The following is a 16751-nucleotide window of genomic DNA, read 5'->3' on the forward strand; positions in this document are numbered from 1 at the left end:
ATATGCAAAGACAACGTACCTGGCGCCTGTGCGCCGCGGCCCTGGCGATCACCGCACTGACCGCCTGCAAGACCGAATTGGGCCCGGGCGACGGTGGTGGCACCAACCCCAATCCCAAGCCCTATCCCACGCTCGACGGCAATGCACCGCAAAGCTTTTCCCTCAGCAGCATCGACGGCAAGGCCGCCAATACCACCGAGAGCTTTGATGCCGCCGTCGCCCAGGATGCCAACTTCATCGCTGTCGACCTGGTGATGAGCAAGGACGGCGAATTGGTCGCCCTGGCCTCGCCCGACATCACTGATATCACCGACGTCTCCAGCCGCAGCGTCTATGCCAACCGCAAGACCTTGCGCCTGATCGATGGGCAGTCGCGCCAAGGCTGGTTTGCCTCTGACTTCACCCTGGTGGAGCTGCAAAGCCTGCGCGCCAAACTGCCCGCATCCACCACGCCACCGGTCGGCGCCAACAATGGCCGGATCCTGTCTCTCAATGATGTGATCGCCTACGCCAAGCGCCAGCGCAAGACGGTCGGCCTCTATCTGCAGACCTTGAACCCCACCTACCACAGCCAGCTGGGCCTGGCGATGGAAGACAAGCTGCTGGCGGCCTTCACCGCCGCGGGCTACACTCAGGAAACGGCACCGGTGATCGTGCGCTCGTTGGAAGTCGCCCACCTCAAGACCTTGCGCGCCAAAACCCAGGTTCGGCTGGTGCAGATGATCAATGGCAATCCGGAGCTTGCAGCTGACGGCAGCATCCTTCTGTCAGCACCCAATGCACAGCCCTATGACTTCACGATGGCCGGCGTCTCGACCACCTATGCCCAGATGGTGACTGCCGACGGCCTGGCCCAGATCAAGACCTATGCCAACGGCATCTCGCCGTGGAAGCCTTACGTCATCTCCGCCCGCTACCTGGACAAGAATGGCGATGGCCAGCCCGATGACCTGAATAACGACGGAAAGTGGGACTACCGCGACCGCGAAATGATGCCGCCTACCAACCTGGTCACGCTGGCGCACGCGGCCAAGCTCTTTGTCCACCCCTGGGCCTACCGCAACGACGCCACCCTGCTGGCCAGCGACTTCAAGGGCAAGGTGGCGGCCGAGTACAAGCTGTTCTATGAAGTGGGCGTGGATGGCGTGTTCAGCGACAGCCCCAGCGACGCCAACAAGGCACGCTAAGCGGCGCAGCCGGCGCGGATCAAGACCTGACAGGACCTGATCCAGCCGATGCAGGCAGTCCCTCAGTGGCGCTGCCCACCAGGAAAGAGAAAAAGGCAAGGTTCAACCCTTGCCTTTTTCCATGGAACCGTTGCGTATCGCCCAGCAAAACCGGGCCCAACGCCTCGCAGCGATACGGGCCGAGGGGCCAGGCGTCAGCCGGTCTGGCGCGTTGTCTGCGCAAAACGGCGTGCCAGCTCCTTGCGCAGTTCCTTGCGCGTCAGCGCTGCGTCCCAGCGGCGCTTCTCATCATCGGTCTCCGGCTGCAACGGCGGCACGGGCACCGGCTTGCGCTGGTCGTCCACCGCCACCATCGTGAAAAAGCAGCTGTTGACATGGCGCACGCTGCGCTCACGGATGTTCTCGGCCACCACCTTGATGCCGATCTCCATCGACGAGGTTCCGGTGTAGTTGACGCTAGCGTAGAACGACACCAGCTCGCCCACATGGATGGGCTCCAAAAACATCACCTGGTCCACGCTCAAGGTCACCACATAGCGCCCCGCATAGCGGCTTGCGCAGGAGTAGGCCACGTTGTCGAGCTCGCGCAAAATGGCGCCGCCGTGCACATTGCCTGAGAAATTTGCCATGTCCGGAGACATCAGCACCGTCATCGTGAGTTGGTGGTGAGGTAAACGCATGGGGACGATTGTAGGCAGCGCAGCAGACAGCGGAATGCAGCGGTTGCAAACCCCTGAGCCCACTCGGAAATGCGGCGCACCCGGTCTGCCATCGCGATGCAAGCTGCATACCGGGCTGGACCTCGCGCATGCCAACGCCAGCCCAGCGCGCCGCACTCATCCGGCATAGGCATTGCGCGGTTGCTCAGAGCCATGCTTTACAAAGACCTTGTAGCAGCCAATGAGGACGTAATCGCCAGAGTAGAGCACCTTGCGGCGCATGCGCATGCCATTGACGAAGATGCCGTTCATGCTGTGGTGGTCCTCTACCGACAGCACGCCCGCGCGGTAGTAGAAGGCGCCGTGGTCGCGGCTGACCGCAGGGTTGTCCAGGCAGATGGCATTGCCAGCGCCTCGGCCAAAGGTCGTGTAACCGCTTTTCAGAATCAGCGAATGAAGCACCACCCTGTGCGTGATGAAAACAAGGACTTCGGGCAACATATTCCACCTCCTCCGTCCGACCGGATCACCGGTCGGCACCGCAATCCCAGCATGCAGCTAGAACAAATTATCAATCGATTTATAAGAATAGATTGATAATAAATTACAACCCAGATGGATAGCACGAAGCGCTAGGGAATATCCGGAGTTATCAATTTTCTCTATCGCCTGGCAAGACGTACTTTTTGCAGCCAAGAAGGCATGGCACGAGCAGCCAGCACGACACACCTGCTGACATAAAACGCGCCTTGATGGCTGGGATGCGGCCGCTGCGACCGGCTAGGTGGCGGCAGCACTCAGGCGTGAGTCGCCAGAACCGGTAGCGACGAAGATGAGGCGATGCTGCGCATGCTTGGCGCCGCCATGTCATTTGTCGATGGCAGCTTTGGCAAGCGCACCGGGCGCTGAACATCGAACACACACAGCAAAATGCGCCAGAGAATAGACATCAGTGCGTCTATCCATTTGGAGTGCGCTGTCCATCCCAGGGAGCTCCGCATGCCCCTAACTCGACCGCTGATGACGCATATGCCTGCTGATCGCCCTTCACCTCCCTCAGGCCGTTTTTCCTTTTTGATATGTCGAACACGCAGTGGAACGTCACCCCGCCACCGTAAAATCTTCAGGTTAAACGCGGCGCATCTCGTGGCGATCACAACCCATTCAGAAAAAGGGGCAGGATGACATGGCATTGATTAACTGTAACGAATGCGGCAAGTAGATTAGCGACCAGGCGTCTAGCTGTCCTCATTGCGGAGCGCCCGTGGCAGGCAATCCAGCAGCGCCATCAGTAGCAGCACCATCAGTAGCCGCCACATCCTTGGCTGCAGAGACGGTCAAAAATCCGTCGACGTTCAAGTACATCCTCTACGGAACATTCGTTGTCGTTGTCGCAATCAGTTGCATGAGTGGGGGCAAAACGAGCAATACCCCGCGTGAGTTCAACGCAAACGAAGCCATATTCTTGTGCCAACACGCGATAAAGCAGGTGTCCAGGGATCCAGAGAAAGCCGAGGTTCCATTGGTGTCCAACGTTGGCTCTGGTGATGAATATGTGTTTGTGTGGGGGCCGCAAACAAAGCTCACGCGCTTACGCAATGGACTTGGGCTTGAGGTTGGCGTACCAGCCGTATGCAAGGTCAGCCACACCAAAAAGAATATGACCTCCCTCTCAGTCGATGGCAAAACGATCTTCTGACGTGCAAATCTCCAAGTGAACCGCCTCCGGGCGGTTTTTTGTTGGTCGGGGCATCCCTGTTCATGGCCCGCACAGTTCAGCTGGCGCTCCATGTCTACCGGTTGAAGTGTTTGTGGCTGGTCGAAAACCCCAGCCCGCATCGGTGCTGCGCATGGCGCCTATCCTGCAGGCCTTTTAGCCCGCGCGCCGCCATAGCAGCTTCGCCCAGCCTTGGCCTTCCAGGCCTTCCTGAACGTCGGGGAAGATCCGTTTGTCCTGACCCACCCCGCCAGAGATGCCCTACTGAGCAGCTCACGGCTGGCACCTGGCCGAACGCAGCAAACAGAAGGGGCATTCCGTGGAATGCATTTCTATCGTCCTATTCCAAGTGAGCACGGGAGCCTGGAACAGGCCAAACTCGAACGCTTTATGGCCCAAAACTGCAACTTTCCAGCAGCGGAAGCAAGGCGCGAGCAGAAATTGAAAAACCCTTGCAGGTTATTCACTTGCAAGGGTTTCAATTTGGGGTGGCTGATGGGGCTCGAACCCACGACAACAGGAATCACAATCCTGGACTCTACCAACTGAGCTACAGCCACCGTGTTGGGGAAGACATGATTATAGCCAGAAATTTGGCCCCTCTCATGAAATCTCCGTTTTTATGAAATTTTTGTTTCCGCGGGGCGTGGCACCTTGATCTGTACCTTGAAACGCTCCTTGAGCATTTCGTAGTACGCCAGGGTCTCGGCATTGGCCTGGTAACGCTCAAACTCCTGCTTTTGGCGCAGGCGCAGCTCGGCAGAGTCTTCGCCGCGCGGTACGACCTTGTTTACGCGCACAACGGTGTAGCCATCGTTGCCCAGGTCCACACCGACCCAGGATGCGGCGTCGCCGATCTTGGCATGCATGGCGGCATTGAGGACGGCTGGCACCTGGCCCTTGGCATCCTGGCGCGACACGACGATGGGGGACGCCAGCTTGGCGCCCGCAGCATCGGCCTTCCAGGCTTCGAGCTTGGCTTGTGCATCCTGGCGCGCGAGCTCGGCAGACTTCTGGGCCACAAAGAGGTCATGGGCCTTGGCCTTGACTTCTTCAAACGGCAGGATGCGGGCATCGAAGTGCTCCACCACACGGCCCGAGGCCAGGGTGCTGGGGGCCACTTCAATGGCTTCGGTGTTGCGCTTGTTCTGCAACGCATCACTGGAGAACAGCGCTTCCAGGAAGGTCGGGTTGGCCAAGGCGCCGGTCGCGCCTGGCGCAGCCGTGCGGGTGACATGCTCGGCTTTCTGGATCTTCAGGCCCAGCTTTTCAGCCACGGGCTGCAGGCTGTCGGACTGCTCGAACACCATGTTGGAGAAGGTCTCGGCCACTTCGGCGTACTTGCGCTGCACCTGCTGGGCCAGCACTTCGGTCTCGATCTTGGCGCGCAGCTCTTCAAAGCTGGGCGTGCGAGGCGTCTTCACTTCACCCATCTTGATGATGTGGAAGCCGTACTCGGTGCTCACCAGGTCGCTGATATCACCCGACTTCAGCGCAAAGGCGGCGTCTTCAAACGGCTTGACCATATCGCCAGGCTTGACCCAGCCCAGATCGCCGCCGCTGTCACGCGAGCCGGTGTCTTGCGAGTTCTTCTTGGCCAGATCGGCAAACTGCGCAGGATTGGCCTTGGCCTGGGCGAGCAGCTCCTCGGCGCGTTGCTTGGCCTTGTCACGGTCCGCTGCCGACATCGAAGCGGGCGCATCAATCAGGATGTGGCTGATGCGGCGCTGCTCCTTGTCCATGAAGCGGCTCAGGTTCTCCTTGTAGTAGGTGCGCAGGTCGTCTTCGCTGGGCTTGATCATGCCCTTGACGGCTTCGGCGTTCAGCACCACGTACTCGATCGTGGACTGCTCCTTCTGACGGAACAGCTCCTGGTTGCTCTTGTAGAACGCTTCCACATCGGCATCCGTGGTCTTGACCTGGGACGCATAGTCCTTGGCGGCGAACTGGGCCAGCTGGATCTCACGCTGCTGGTAGAGCGCATCGACCGCCAGCTTGGTCTGCTCGTCGGTCGCAAAGGCCGTGTTGGACACACCGCCCAGCACCTGGCGCGCAGCGATATCGCGGCGCATGCCCGCTTCAAAGCCTTCGGGCGTCATGCCTTGCGCACCCACCAGCGCGCGGTAGGCATCCACGTCGAGCGAGCCATCGGGCTTTTTCAGCGCGGCGATCTGCGGAATCTCCTGCAGCGCGCGCACCAGCGAGGCATTGTCCACCGTCAGGTGCATTTTTTGCACCGCGGCATCGATCACCTGGTCACGCACCATGCGCTCCAAGGTCAGATAGCGGGCCTCGGGGCCATCCATCCACTTGGCGTCCATGTTGGGGTCTTGCTGGCGCATGCGGTCCGAGGCAACACGGTGTGCATTGTCCCAGTCCATCTGCGTAATGTCTTTGCCATTGACTTTGGCGACCACCGGGCTCTTTTCGGTGAAGTAGTTCTGGTTCACTCCCACCAAAACAAAAGACAGAATGATCAGCAAGAACAGCGGATACATCAGCACCTTGGAGTACTTGCGGATGGTTTCAAACATCGTCTAACTTTCCTGAGGACAAAAAAAAAGGCGAACCCTCATTCGCGCCTTTATTCGGTTTTCACTAGGTGGCGCGGGCTTGCTGCCTGGTCCGAAGCGCCTACCCATGGCTTGCAATGGATGATTTCTCATTGCAAATCAATCAGATACAGCCTCAACCAACGGAGACAACCCACCCCCTGTCAAATAGGGCGTGCAACATGCGTCTTGGCAACGCACGAACGTCGAAACAGCAAGTGTACAGCGAAAGAGTTTTTGATCCCTATGAGGGCCAGGGGCGCGTTAGGGAATACGGGATTTTTGACGGTTCAGAGGGCCGAAATGGCATCGATGCGGCCGCCCCCTCACTGCCGTGCCATCGTCAGGCGCAGGATGCCGGTTCATCAGCCACACCGCAGCCAGGCCAGCCATCCTAGGCGTTTGAGGGCAACACCAGCAACGCACCAGAACCACATTCCTTGGCTTGCTATCCATCCATATGAGATGCGAGACCTAGAAACTTCCGCGCGGCTCGGAGAAGCCTGGAGGGACCGCACCAATGCATCCGTTTTGCCCGAATGATGCCAATGGCATTATCGCCAACAAGGCAGCGATTGCCCCATGCATGTGGGCAGGCTTATTCCACCGCCCCTTTAACCCAAGTCGGCCAAGCCTTATCGGTGCCATGCATGCAGACCTGCACCGTTTCAAGGAATCGCACGGGTGGCAAATGGCGTTTTTGGGTCGGCTGAGGCGCCCTTTGCGTCCATTTCAGTTAGCGAATGGACAAAGAAAAAACCCCTTAGATCACTCTAAGGGGTTTATTTTCTTGGTTAATGTGGTGGGTGCTGACGGGGTCGAACCGCCGACCTACGCCTTGTAAGGGCGCCGCTCTACCAACTGAGCTAAGCACCCCACCTGATAACCGAAATTAGTTCAGCGCATCTTTCAATGCCTTGCCTGGACGGAACTTAGGCACCTTGGCTGCCTTGATCTTGATCGCAGCGCCGGTACGTGGGTTACGGCCGGTACGAGCAGCGCGCTTACCAACGGCAAAGGTACCAAAACCTACCAGAGAGACTGTACCACCTTTTTTCAAGGTCTTCTTCACTGCATCAATGGTGGACTCCAGCGCACGAGCGGCAGCAGCCTTGGAGATATCAGCATTGTTAGCAATGTGCTCAATGAGTTCAGTTTTATTCACAAGCAGCCTCTATTAATCAAGAGAGTTAAGGAAGTGTATGTTTCATCCCATTATGAGCAGTTTGTACGCCGTACAACTGTCACAGATTCAAAAACAACACCACTGGCACGAAATTTTCATCTCGACCCCAGCGCCTCTGGAATGAGATGAATTCTAGACGGAATTTCTGGGGGCTCAGGCAAAAAATCACTTTTTTTCGCTGACCAGCACCCGCTTTGCCTTGCAAAAGCCAAGCATCACGGGCCCTGTAGCCTGAATTCCTTGTACAGGCGAGATGCAGTCTACGCCCAAACCTGTGGCGCTCGACTAAGAATCAACCCTAGCCCGGATCTCGGGCAAGGCCTTTTGCAGGTAATAAATCATGGACCAGACCGTGAGCACGGCAGCGCCCCAGATCAGCCAGGTTCCCCAGACACCGGTATCGATGCCGGCCACCTTGCCGTCGTAGAGCAAAAAGGGAATGGCCACCATCTGCACGGTGGTCTTGAGCTTGCCCACCATGTGTACGGCCACGCTCTTGCTCGCGCCAATGCGGGCCATCCATTCGCGCAGCGCCGAGATGGCGATCTCGCGGCCAATGATGATCAGCGCGACAAAGACATCGGCGCGCTGCAGGTAGACCAGGATCAGCAGCGAGGCGCAGACCAGGAACTTGTCGGCGACGGGATCGAGGAAGGCGCCAAAGGAAGAGGTCTGGTTGAGCTTGCGCGCCAGAAAGCCATCGAGCCAATCGGTGAAGGCGAACACCACGAACATGACGGTGGCCCACAGGTTTTTGGTGGCCATATCAAGAGGCGAGTAGTACACGCCGATGATGAGCGGGATCGCGACGATGCGCGTCCAGGTCATGATGGTGGGGATCGTAAAGAACATGCGGCTATTGTGGCACGCAACGGTGCAAATTCAGTGAACCGCACTATTGCCTGTGTGACCGTTGCTGCACGGCCCGTGCCACCCCGTCAATGCAAGGCCTTGTAGATGTCCTCTGCCAAGGCAGCCGAGATGCCATCGACCGTCATCAGGTCATCGACCCCCGCCTCCTCGACCCCGCGCACACCACCAAAGCGCTGCAGCAGGCGCGCGCGCTTCTTGGGGCCCACGCCGGGGATGTCTTCGAGCCGGCTGCCGCCTACCCGCACCTTGGCGCGCGCCGCGCGCATGCCAGTGATGGCAAAGCGGTGCGCCTCGTCGCGGATCTGCGCCACCAGCATCAACGCGGCCGAGTCGCGGCCCAGGTAGACCTTGTCGCGCCCATCGCAGAACACCAGCTCTTCCAGCCCGACCTTGCGGCCCTCGCCTTTTTCGACACCGACGATGCGCGAGAGGTCCAGACCCAACTCGGTAAAGACCTCGCGTGCCACACCGACCTGGCCCTTGCCGCCATCGATCAGCACGATGTCTGGCAAGCGGGCCGCGCCCTTGCCCAGCTCGGCGCCACCGGCATCGCGCTGGGCCTCGGCCACCTTGCTGTAGCGGCGCGTGAGCACCTGGCGCATGGCGGCATAGTCGTCGCCGCCGGTGATGCCGTCGATCTTGTAGCGCCGGTACTCGCTGCTTTGCATCTTGTGGTGGTGGAACACCACGCAAGAGGCCTGGGTGTTCTCACCCGAGGTGTGCGAGATGTCAAAGCACTCGATGGTCAGCTGGTCGATATCGTCCTGGGGCAAATCCAGTGCCTCGACCAAAGCGCGCGTGCGCGCCTGCTGCGAGCCCTCTTCGGCCAGCAGGCGGGCCAGTTGCAGCTGGGCATTCTTTTGCGCCATCTCCAGCCAGACGCGGCGCTCCTCACGCGGCTGCGACACCGCCGCAATGCGCGTGCCGGTCTGCTGCGACAAGGCCTCCAGCAGCGCGGGCTCCAGCGCCACGCTGACCACCAGCACCGGGGGCGGCGCCACCTGCAGATAGTGCTGGGCCACAAAGGCCTCCAGCACGCGCTGCTCCACCGTTTTGGCGGGCCGCACCACGCCGGGCTGGGCACCACCGGGCTGGGCCCCACCGGGCTGGGCCTCATCAGGCTGGGCGCCCGCCTGGTCTGCGGCTACTTCGGCTTCTTCGGCCTCTTCCATGCTGGCAATGGCGGCGCTGTCTTCCACATGCACGGGGAAATACGCGCGGTCACCCAGATGCCGGCCACCGCGCACCATGGCCAGGTTGACGCAGGCCTTGCCGCCCTGCACCTGCACGGCAAGCATGTCCACATCGCGGTCGTCGATGGTCTCGATGCTCTGCTGGTGCAGCATGCTGGCCAGCGCCTTGATCTGGTTGCGGATGTCGGCCGCCTGCTCAAACTCCAGCTTGTCTGAGTGTGCCAACATGCGCGCCTCCAGCGTCTTGAGCAGCGTGTCGGTCTCGCCGCGCAGCATGGCTTCGGCATGGGCCACATCGGCGGCGTAGTCCTCGGGGCTGATGTGGTCCACGCAGGGGGCGCTGCAGCGCTTGATTTGGTAGAGCAGACAAGGCCGGGTGCGGTTGCTGAAAATGCTGTCCTCGCAGGTGCGCAGGCGAAACACCTTTTGCAGCAGCAAGATGGTTTCCTTGACCGCCCAGGCATTGGGGTAAGGGCCGAAATAGCGCTGGCGCTTGTCGGTCGCGCCCCGGTAATAGGCCACGCGCGGGTAGCACTGGCTGGGGGGCGTGCGCATGTCGCCATCGTGGATGGCCATGCCGGTGATCTTCAGGTACGGATAGCTCTTGTCATCCCGAAAAAGAATGTTGTATTTCGGGTGCTGGGTCTTGATGAGGTTGTTTTCCAGCAGCAGCGCTTCGGCTTCGGAGCGCACCACCGTGGTCTCCATGCGCACGATCTTGCCCACCATGTGGCCGATGCGGGTGCCGCCATGGTCCTTCTGGAAATAGCTCGAGACCCGGCGCTTGAGGTTGATGGCCTTGCCCACATACAGCAGCGCATCGCTGGCATCGAAATAGCGGTAGACGCCAGGCATGGCTGGCAAACCAGCGACCTGGGCAAGAAGTTCGGGAGAGTGCACGTGGGTGGGCATGGCGCTATTGTCTTATGCGTTCGCCCCGCCCGCAGCGAAACAGCCCATCACCCGTGCACGCTCACTGCACAATGCCGCGCTCACGCAGCGCCGCAATCTGCGCGCCGCTCAGGCCCAGGCCCTGCAGCACCGCATCGGTGTCATCGCCCAGGTGCGGCGCGCTGCTGCGGATCGTGCCCGGCGTAGCGGACAGCTTGGGCACAATGCCCGGCACCTCCAGCGTATGGCCGTCGCGCGTGGTTTGCGGCAGGATCATCTGGCGCGCGCGGTAGTGCGGGTCTTCGCTGATGTCCTTGGCGGTATAGACCTTGCCGGCTGGCACCCTGGCAGCAGCCAGCGCATCCATCACCTGCGCGATGGCGCGCGGCTGCGTCCAGGCGCTGATGGCGGCATCGATCTCTTCAATGCGCGCCACACGGCCCGCATTGCTGGCCAGGTCCGGTGCCTGGCCCAGGTCCGGCCGGCCAATGGTGTCCATCAGCCGTTTGAAGATGCTGTCGCCATTGCCGGCCACCAGCACCCAGCCATCCTGGCAGGCATAGGCGTTCGATGGCGCAATGCCGGGCAAGGCGCTGCCCGCCGCCTCGCGCACCGTGCCAAAGGCGCTGTATTCGGGGATCAGGCTTTCCATCACATTGAAGACCGCCTCGTGCAAGGCCACATCGATCACCTGGCCGCTGCCGCCATTCACCTTGCGGTGGTAGAGCGCCATCATCACGCCGATCACGCCATGCAGCGCCGCCAAGGTATCGCCGATCGACACCCCCACGCGCACCGGCACCCGCCCGGGCTCGGCCGTCAGGTGGCGCAAGCCACCCATGGCCTCGCCAATCACGCCAAAGCCGGGCAGATCGCGGTAGGGGCCGGTCTGCCCATAGCCAGAGATGCGTAGCATCACCAGGCCCGGGTTGATCGCATGCAGCTCCTCGGGCGACATGCCCCAGCCCTCCAGGGTGCCGGGGCGAAAGTTCTCCACCAGCACATCGGCCTCGGCAATCAGCTGGCGGGCAATGTCCTGCGCTTCCTTCTGGCGCAAATCCAGCGCCAGCGATTGCTTGTTGCGCGACTGCACCTGCCACCACACCGATGTGCCATCCTGCAGCAGCCGCCAGTTGCGCAGCGGGTCGCCCGCGCCGGTGGCCTCGATCTTCACGACCTCGGCACCAAACTCGCCCAAGGTCTTGCCGCAGAACGGCCCGGCAATCAGCTGGCCCATCTCGACCACCTTGACGCCTTGCAAAGCCATCGGCCCGGGGGTTGCAGTGTGGGGGTTCATGTCTGTCTCCATGCTTGATCAACTGAAGGCTATTGTGGCCCAGGAGGCAGCGCCAGTCAGTGAAGCCCGGGACTGCACTATCATCGCGCGGGTGATGACCCTCTCCCCTGCTTCCACCCCCACCGCCACATCCTCCACCGTATCCCCTGCCTCCACGCAGCGCAGCCCAGCGCCGCTGTGGGATATTTTTTGCCAGGTGATCGACAACTTTGGCGATATCGGCGTGTGCTGGCGCCTGGCCGCCGACCTGGCCCAGCGTGGCTGCCAGGTGCGGCTGTGGGTGGACGATGGCAGCGCCCTGGCCTGGATGGCGCCGCAGGGCGCGCCTGGCGTGACGGTGCAGCCCTGGCCCGATGCAGCGCCGGCCAGTGGCGTCGGTGATGTGGTGGTCGAGGCCTTTGGCTGCGAGATTCCGCCTGCCTTCCAGCAGGCGCTGGCCGCGCGTGCGCAATCCCCAACGCAGAAAGCCAGCGTCTGGATCAACCTGGAATACCTGTCTGCCGAAGACTATGTGGAGCGCTGCCACCGCCTGCCCTCGCGCCTGATGAGCGGCCCCGCGGCAGGCCTTACGCGCTGGTTCTTCTACCCCGGCTTCAGCACCGGCACCGGTGGCCTGCTGCGCGAAGCCGATCTGCCCGGGCGCCTGGCGGACTTTGACCGCAGCGCCTGGCGCGCCCGGCATGGCCTGCAAGATGGCGACCTGGTGTTTTCGCTGTTCTGCTATGAGCCCCCGGCCTTTTTGCCCGCCTTTGCCAGCGCTGGCACGGCCACGCAGTGGCTGGTCACCCCGGGCCGCGCGGCGGCGCTGGTGCAGCAGCGGCTGCCCCAGCCCCTGCCCAGCCAGGTTCAGCTGCTGCCGCCCTGCAGCCAGCCGGAATTCGACGAGATGCTCTGGTCCTGCGACCTCAACTTTGTGCGCGGCGAAGACTCACTGGTACGGGCGCTGTGGGCCGGCCAGCCTTTTGTCTGGCAGATCTACCCGCAGGATGACAACGCCCACCATGCCAAGCTGGAGGCTTTTCTGGACTGGCTGGACGCGCCGGGCAGCCTGCGCCAAGCCCATGCGGCCTGGAATGGCATCCCAGGGGCTGGCGGCAGCGTCCCTGCATGGCCCGCCATCACGCCAGCGCTGCTGGCGCAATGGGCCCATTGCGTGCAGGCAGCGCGCAACACTCTGCACAGGCAGCCCAGCCTTGCCGAGCAGCTGATGGCATTTGCGGGCGAAAAATGTTAGAATTGCAGTCTTTGCGCTTATCCGCGCACCCAGCGCCTGCAGGCAGCCGGGTTTGATGGATGCGCACAACGCCGCGGAACATGCTACGGCGCAGCACAGCCCGTCCAACGACACTTGCGCGCCGCCCGTAGTAGTTTGAGCGGCCCCAACACAGGCACTTACTGCTATGAAAATCGCTCAAGAAATCCGCGCTGGCAACGTGATCATGTTCGGCAAAGACCCGATGATCGTTCTGAAGACCGAATACGCACGTGGCGGCCGTGGCGCTGCAACCGTGCGCATGAAGCTCAAGAGCCTGATCGGCAACTTCGGCACGGAAAACGTGTTCAAGGCCGACGACAAGATCGACAACGTGATCCTGGAAAAGAAGGATTGCACGTACTCCTATTTCGCCGACCCCATGTACGTCTGGATGGACCCTGAGTTCAACCAGTACGAAGTGGAAGCCGAAAACATGGCTGACGCACTGAACTACCTGGAAGACGGCATGACCGCTGAAGTGGTGTTCTATGACGGCAAGGCCATCTCGGTCGAGCTGCCCACCACCATCGTGCGCGAAATCACCTGGACCGAGCCTGCTGTCAAGGGCGATACCTCCGGCAAGGTTCTCAAGCCTGCCAAGATCGCTACCGGTTTTGAAATCGCTGTGCCGCTGTTCGTGAGCCAGGAAGACAAGATCGAAATCGACACCCGCACTGCTGAATACCGCAAGCGCGTGTAATGACTGGGCCACAAGGCTCCAGCCAGAACAACCTCCATGCCCCGCGCTGGAGGTTTTTTTTTCGACCTCCGCGCCACCGCCTCACCGCGCTAACAGCAGCTGCCACAGGCCATCTGCCGCTGTGCGCATCCAGATACATATTTTTACCCATTAAAAATAGCCAAATATTTTTGCCCCGGTAAAATGACCTACTCATTAAGAGAACAACGAACAAGTGGCCATGACTACCGAGACATTGACCAGCCGGCTGACCATCTTCCAGGGTCACCAGCGCCTGCTGCAAGCCGACCGCCTGACGGTGCTGCGCTATCTGCAAAACCATGACGAACTCCACCCCGGCGGCAGCCTCACCCCCTTGTGGGTGTTTGATGACCTCTCCGGACTGCGCCTGGATCTGAACTGGCGCTCGGAGCTGGCCCCGGCAGCGCAGCCCGCTGCCCAGCTGGACGACGACGCAGCCCCAGCACCCGCAGCACCTGTTGAAGCAGCAGCCCACAGCCGCTCTGCACGTGCCGTTGGCCGCCCCAAGCTGGGCGTGGTCTCGCGCGAGGTAACCTTGCTGCCCCGCCATTGGGACTGGCTCAACCGCCAGCCCGGCGGCGCCTCAGCGGCCTTGCGCCGCCTGATCGATGACGCCCGCAATGCCCATGCGCAGCAGGATTCGCAGCGCGCAGCGACCGAGGCCACCTACCAGTTCATGCAGGCCATGGCGGGGGATCTGCCCGGCTTTGATGAGGCCTGCCGCGCGCTGTTTGCCCACAAGCAATCGGCGTTCTTGCTGCAGACCCAGGCCTGGCCCGATGATGTACAAGCTTATCTGCACCAGCTCAGCCGCCCCATCTGGCCGGTGTAAGCACCCTACCCGCAGCACCCTGACCCCACACCCTCCCATGTCTTCGTCCATACCCGCACCCCAGGCGGCGCCCTCCGCCCCGCCTGTTCGCCCCCTGTGGCAAGTCTTCATGGTGTTTCTGGGCCCCATGCTGCTGTCCAATATCCTGCAGTCCCTCTCGGGCACGCTCAACAGCATGTTCCTGGGCCAGATGATGGGGGTCAAGGCGCTCGCTGCTGTTGCGGCGTTCTTTCCCGTCATGTTTGTCTTTATCGCCTTTGTCATTGGTCTGGGGGCTGGTGCGTCGGTGCTCATCGGCCAGGCCTGGGGCGCCGGGCAACCTGACAAGGTACGCGCCATTGCCGGCACCACCTTGCTCGCCGGGCTGGCCATGGGCGCGGCCGTGGCGCTGTTTGGCGGCCTGTTTACCCAGCCCATCATGCGCATGCTGGGCACGCCGGCCGATATTCTGGAGCAGGCCACCATTTACTCGCGCATCGTGCTGCTGGGCATGCCAGGGCTGTTCATCTTTTTGCTGTTCACCTCACTGCTGCGCGGCGTGGGCGACACGCTCACGCCGATGTGGTCGCTGATCGTGTCCACCGGCATCGGCCTGGTCAGCACGCCGGCGCTGATTGCCGGCTGGGGTGGCCTGCCGCGCCTGGGCGTGGCCAGCGCCGGGGTATCGATGATTCTGGGCTTTAGCGTGGCCCTGGTCTGGCTGGCCATACAGCTGCGCCGCAAGCGCAGTGTGCTGGCCCCCAACCGCGCACTGCTGCGCGCCATGCGCCTGGACTGGACCTTGTTGCGCGCCGTGCTGCGTGTGGGTATCCCTACTGGCGTGCTGATGATCGCCACCTCGCTGGCCGGCCTCGTCGTGCTATCGCTGATCAATGGCTTTGGCTCGGATGCCACAGCCGCCTACGGCGCCGTCAACCAGATCAATGCCTTTGCCCAGTTCCCACTGATCTCTGTGGCCATCACTGCGTCCATCCTGGCGGCCCAATCGATTGGCGCCGGCCGCAGCGAGCGCCTGCCCGCCATTGCGCGTACTGCGATGCAGATCAACATGGCCATCGGTGGCGCCACGGCCTTGCTGGGCAGCATTTTTGCCCGGCCCTTGCTGTCCATCTTCATCACCGATCAAGAGGTGCTGCACGTGGCCGTGGAGCTGCTGCGCATTGTGCTGTGGAGTGGCCTGCTGTTTGGCGCCTTTGCCTCGCTGGCAGCACTGATGCGTGCCAGCGGCGATGTCCTGGTGCCCACGTTGATCACCATCGGCGTGATCGCCACCTTGGAGCTGCCACTGGCCTGGCTGTTCAGCCGCCACTTTGGTCTGGTGGGCATCTGGATGGCCTTCCCCGTCTCCTACGGCCTGACGTTGGCGCTGCAGACCTGGTACTACCAGGCGATCTGGAAGAAGCGCCCGATCCGCAAGATGGTGTGAAGCCCCTTGCAGGCGTGGCGCCCCAGGTGACAAGTCTGCCAAAAGCTGAAATCATGGCCCGTTGCATCCCGCCTGCCCGATACACCCTTTAGCCTGATATGCCCAATCCCCAGAACTACCGCGTGCCCGTCAAGGGCGCAGTCCATCTGGCCGACTACGACCCGGCCGCCACACCGTTTGCGCATGGCAGCATCAAGGCCCAGGAAAAAGACCTCAAGATGCTCAACAAGCAGCTGGCCCAGCTGATGCGGCCGCTGCAGGGCGAGAACAAGCGCTCGGTGCTGCTGGTGCTGCAGGGCATGGACACCAGCGGCAAGGATGGCACCGTGCGCGGCGTCTTCAAGACCACCGGCCCGCAGGGCCTGCGCATGGCCACCTTCAAAAGTCCGAGCAAGGAAGAGCTCTCGCACGACTACCTCTGGCGCTGCCATGCCGTGGCGCCGGCCAAAGGCGAGATCGGCATCTGGAACCGCAGCCACTACGAAGATGTGCTGGTGCCCCTGGTCAACGGCTGGATCACGCGCCAGGTCGCCAAGCAGCGCTATGCGCAGATCAACGACTTCGAGCGCCTGCTGGCCGAGAACGGCACCACCGTCCTCAAGTGCATGCTGCACATCAGCAAGGACGAGCAGCGCATCCGGCTGCAAGAGCGCATCGATGTGCCGGAAAAGCGCTGGAAGTTCAGCCTCGATGACCTGGCCGTGCGCAAGCAGTGGGATGCCTACCAGCAGGCCTATGAGGACCTGCTCGAAGCCACCTCCACCGCCCATGCGCCCTGGTATGTGGTGCCCGCCGACAACAAGCTGCACCGCAACCTGATGGTCAACACCTTGCTCAACCACTGCCTGCTGGATATGCAGCCACAGTACCCGGTGGACTATCCGGAGCTCGTTGGTCTGCAGGTGGAATAAGCACAAGCTCCCAACGCGCAACGACCAAACAAAAGGGGCCTGCTGCAACAG

14 protein-coding genes and 2 tRNA genes are annotated in these 16751 nt (G+C 61.6%); 7 read left to right on the forward strand and 9 right to left on the reverse strand.

Annotated features, from left to right (window positions below; all coding sequences use genetic code 11):
• The first annotated feature begins 2 nt into the window (after window positions 1–2).
• Window positions 3–1187 (forward strand): glycerophosphodiester phosphodiesterase family protein, encoded by a 1185-nt coding sequence (locus ACPEE1_RS16810; protein ID WP_260719143.1) that lies wholly within the window; start codon window positions 3–5, stop codon window positions 1185–1187.
• A gap of 194 nt (window positions 1188–1381) precedes the next feature.
• Here ACPEE1_RS16810 and ACPEE1_RS16815 read toward each other — a convergent pair whose 3' ends face one another.
• Together ACPEE1_RS16815 and ACPEE1_RS16820 are read right to left on the reverse strand one after the other, a co-directional pair.
• A complete protein-coding gene (locus ACPEE1_RS16815) occupies window positions 1382–1867 on the reverse strand; it encodes an acyl-CoA thioesterase (protein ID WP_116927295.1) in 486 nt (161 codons plus the stop codon).
• A gap of 156 nt (window positions 1868–2023) precedes the next feature.
• Window positions 2024–2347 (reverse strand): FHA domain-containing protein, encoded by a 324-nt coding sequence (locus ACPEE1_RS16820; protein WP_116927294.1) that lies wholly within the window; start codon window positions 2345–2347, stop codon window positions 2024–2026.
• Window positions 2348–3110: 763 nt separating this feature from the next.
• Between ACPEE1_RS16820 and ACPEE1_RS16825 the strand changes: the two genes are divergently transcribed.
• The gene (locus tag ACPEE1_RS16825) at window positions 3111–3545 is read left to right on the forward strand and encodes a hypothetical protein (RefSeq protein ID WP_232539565.1); all 435 of its coding nucleotides are present in this window, start codon (window positions 3111–3113) and stop codon (window positions 3543–3545) included.
• A gap of 502 nt (window positions 3546–4047) precedes the next feature.
• On the opposite strand, the gene ACPEE1_RS16830 is transcribed toward ACPEE1_RS16825, so the two are convergent.
• The 7 genes from ACPEE1_RS16830 to ACPEE1_RS16860 all read right to left on the reverse strand — a co-directional run bounded on the left by ACPEE1_RS16830 (window position 4048) and on the right by ACPEE1_RS16860 (window position 11555).
• A tRNA-His gene (locus ACPEE1_RS16830) sits at window positions 4048–4123 on the reverse strand.
• A 60-nt stretch (window positions 4124–4183) separates the two neighbouring features.
• Window positions 4184–6097, reverse strand: a complete 1914-nt coding sequence (locus ACPEE1_RS16835) for a SurA N-terminal domain-containing protein (RefSeq protein ID WP_423934005.1) — start codon at window positions 6095–6097, stop codon at window positions 4184–4186.
• Window positions 6098–6915: 818 nt separating this feature from the next.
• Window positions 6916–6991: transfer RNA gene (locus ACPEE1_RS16840), tRNA-Val, on the reverse strand.
• A 16-nt stretch (window positions 6992–7007) separates the two neighbouring features.
• On the reverse strand, window positions 7008–7280 hold the full coding sequence (locus tag ACPEE1_RS16845; protein WP_021026954.1) for an HU family DNA-binding protein: 273 nt from the start codon (window positions 7278–7280) through the stop codon (window positions 7008–7010).
• A 306-nt stretch (window positions 7281–7586) separates the two neighbouring features.
• Window positions 7587–8153, reverse strand: a complete 567-nt coding sequence (pgsA, locus tag ACPEE1_RS16850) for a CDP-diacylglycerol--glycerol-3-phosphate 3-phosphatidyltransferase (RefSeq protein WP_116927291.1) — start codon at window positions 8151–8153, stop codon at window positions 7587–7589.
• Window positions 8154–8239: 86 nt separating this feature from the next.
• Window positions 8240–10279, reverse strand: coding sequence for an excinuclease ABC subunit UvrC (gene uvrC, locus ACPEE1_RS16855; RefSeq protein WP_260719086.1), 2040 nt, complete (start codon window positions 10277–10279; stop codon window positions 8240–8242).
• 61 nt (window positions 10280–10340) lie between these two features.
• Window positions 10341–11555 (reverse strand): CaiB/BaiF CoA transferase family protein, encoded by a 1215-nt coding sequence (locus tag ACPEE1_RS16860; protein ID WP_207788099.1) that lies wholly within the window; start codon window positions 11553–11555, stop codon window positions 10341–10343.
• Window positions 11556–11649: 94 nt separating this feature from the next.
• Here ACPEE1_RS16860 and earP point away from each other — a divergent pair, with 94 nt between their 5' ends.
• The 5 genes from earP to ACPEE1_RS16885 all read left to right on the forward strand — a co-directional run bounded on the left by earP (window position 11650) and on the right by ACPEE1_RS16885 (window position 16700).
• Window positions 11650–12789 carry an elongation factor P maturation arginine rhamnosyltransferase EarP gene (earP, locus tag ACPEE1_RS16865; RefSeq protein WP_116927322.1) on the forward strand — a complete coding sequence of 380 codons (1140 nt, stop codon included), beginning with the start codon at window positions 11650–11652 and terminating at the stop codon, window positions 12787–12789.
• A 166-nt stretch (window positions 12790–12955) separates the two neighbouring features.
• A complete protein-coding gene (gene efp, locus ACPEE1_RS16870) occupies window positions 12956–13510 on the forward strand; it encodes an elongation factor P (protein ID WP_021026959.1) in 555 nt (184 codons plus the stop codon).
• Between the two features lie 220 nt (window positions 13511–13730).
• On the forward strand, window positions 13731–14363 hold the full coding sequence (locus tag ACPEE1_RS16875; protein WP_116927288.1) for a DUF2239 family protein: 633 nt from the start codon (window positions 13731–13733) through the stop codon (window positions 14361–14363).
• Window positions 14364–14400: 37 nt separating this feature from the next.
• Window positions 14401–15789 (forward strand): MATE family efflux transporter, encoded by a 1389-nt coding sequence (locus ACPEE1_RS16880; RefSeq protein ID WP_116927287.1) that lies wholly within the window; start codon window positions 14401–14403, stop codon window positions 15787–15789.
• Window positions 15790–15887: 98 nt separating this feature from the next.
• Window positions 15888–16700 (forward strand): PPK2 family polyphosphate kinase, encoded by an 813-nt coding sequence (locus ACPEE1_RS16885; protein ID WP_182345248.1) that lies wholly within the window; start codon window positions 15888–15890, stop codon window positions 16698–16700.
• Window positions 16701–16751: the final 51 nt, after the last annotated feature.

It is taken from the genome of Comamonas sp. 23, assembly GCF_049601575.1.
In the GTDB taxonomy this organism is placed as follows: domain Bacteria; phylum Pseudomonadota; class Gammaproteobacteria; order Burkholderiales; family Burkholderiaceae_C; genus Comamonas; species Comamonas squillarum.

Coding starts and splice junctions, on each gene's coding strand:
- efp (WP_021026959.1), top strand. CDS start 12,956: ATGAAAATCGCTCAAGAAATCCGCGCTGGCAACGTGATCATGTTCGGC.
- ACPEE1_RS16875 (WP_116927288.1), top strand. CDS start 13,731: ATGACTACCGAGACATTGACCAGCCGGCTGACCATCTTCCAGGGTCAC.
- ACPEE1_RS16885 (WP_182345248.1), top strand. CDS start 15,888: ATGCCCAATCCCCAGAACTACCGCGTGCCCGTCAAGGGCGCAGTCCAT.
- ACPEE1_RS16860 (WP_207788099.1), bottom strand. CDS start 11,555: ATGAACCCCCACACTGCAACCCCCGGGCCGATGGCTTTGCAAGGCGTC.
- ACPEE1_RS16880 (WP_116927287.1), top strand. CDS start 14,401: ATGTCTTCGTCCATACCCGCACCCCAGGCGGCGCCCTCCGCCCCGCCT.
- pgsA (WP_116927291.1), bottom strand. CDS start 8,153: ATGTTCTTTACGATCCCCACCATCATGACCTGGACGCGCATCGTCGCG.
- ACPEE1_RS16820 (WP_116927294.1), bottom strand. CDS start 2,347: ATGTTGCCCGAAGTCCTTGTTTTCATCACGCACAGGGTGGTGCTTCAT.
- ACPEE1_RS16815 (WP_116927295.1), bottom strand. CDS start 1,867: ATGCGTTTACCTCACCACCAACTCACGATGACGGTGCTGATGTCTCCG.
- earP (WP_116927322.1), top strand. CDS start 11,650: ATGACCCTCTCCCCTGCTTCCACCCCCACCGCCACATCCTCCACCGTA.
- ACPEE1_RS16835 (WP_423934005.1), bottom strand. CDS start 6,097: ATGTTTGAAACCATCCGCAAGTACTCCAAGGTGCTGATGTATCCGCTG.
- uvrC (WP_260719086.1), bottom strand. CDS start 10,279: ATGCCCACCCACGTGCACTCTCCCGAACTTCTTGCCCAGGTCGCTGGT.
- ACPEE1_RS16810 (WP_260719143.1), top strand. CDS start 3: ATGCAAAGACAACGTACCTGGCGCCTGTGCGCCGCGGCCCTGGCGATC.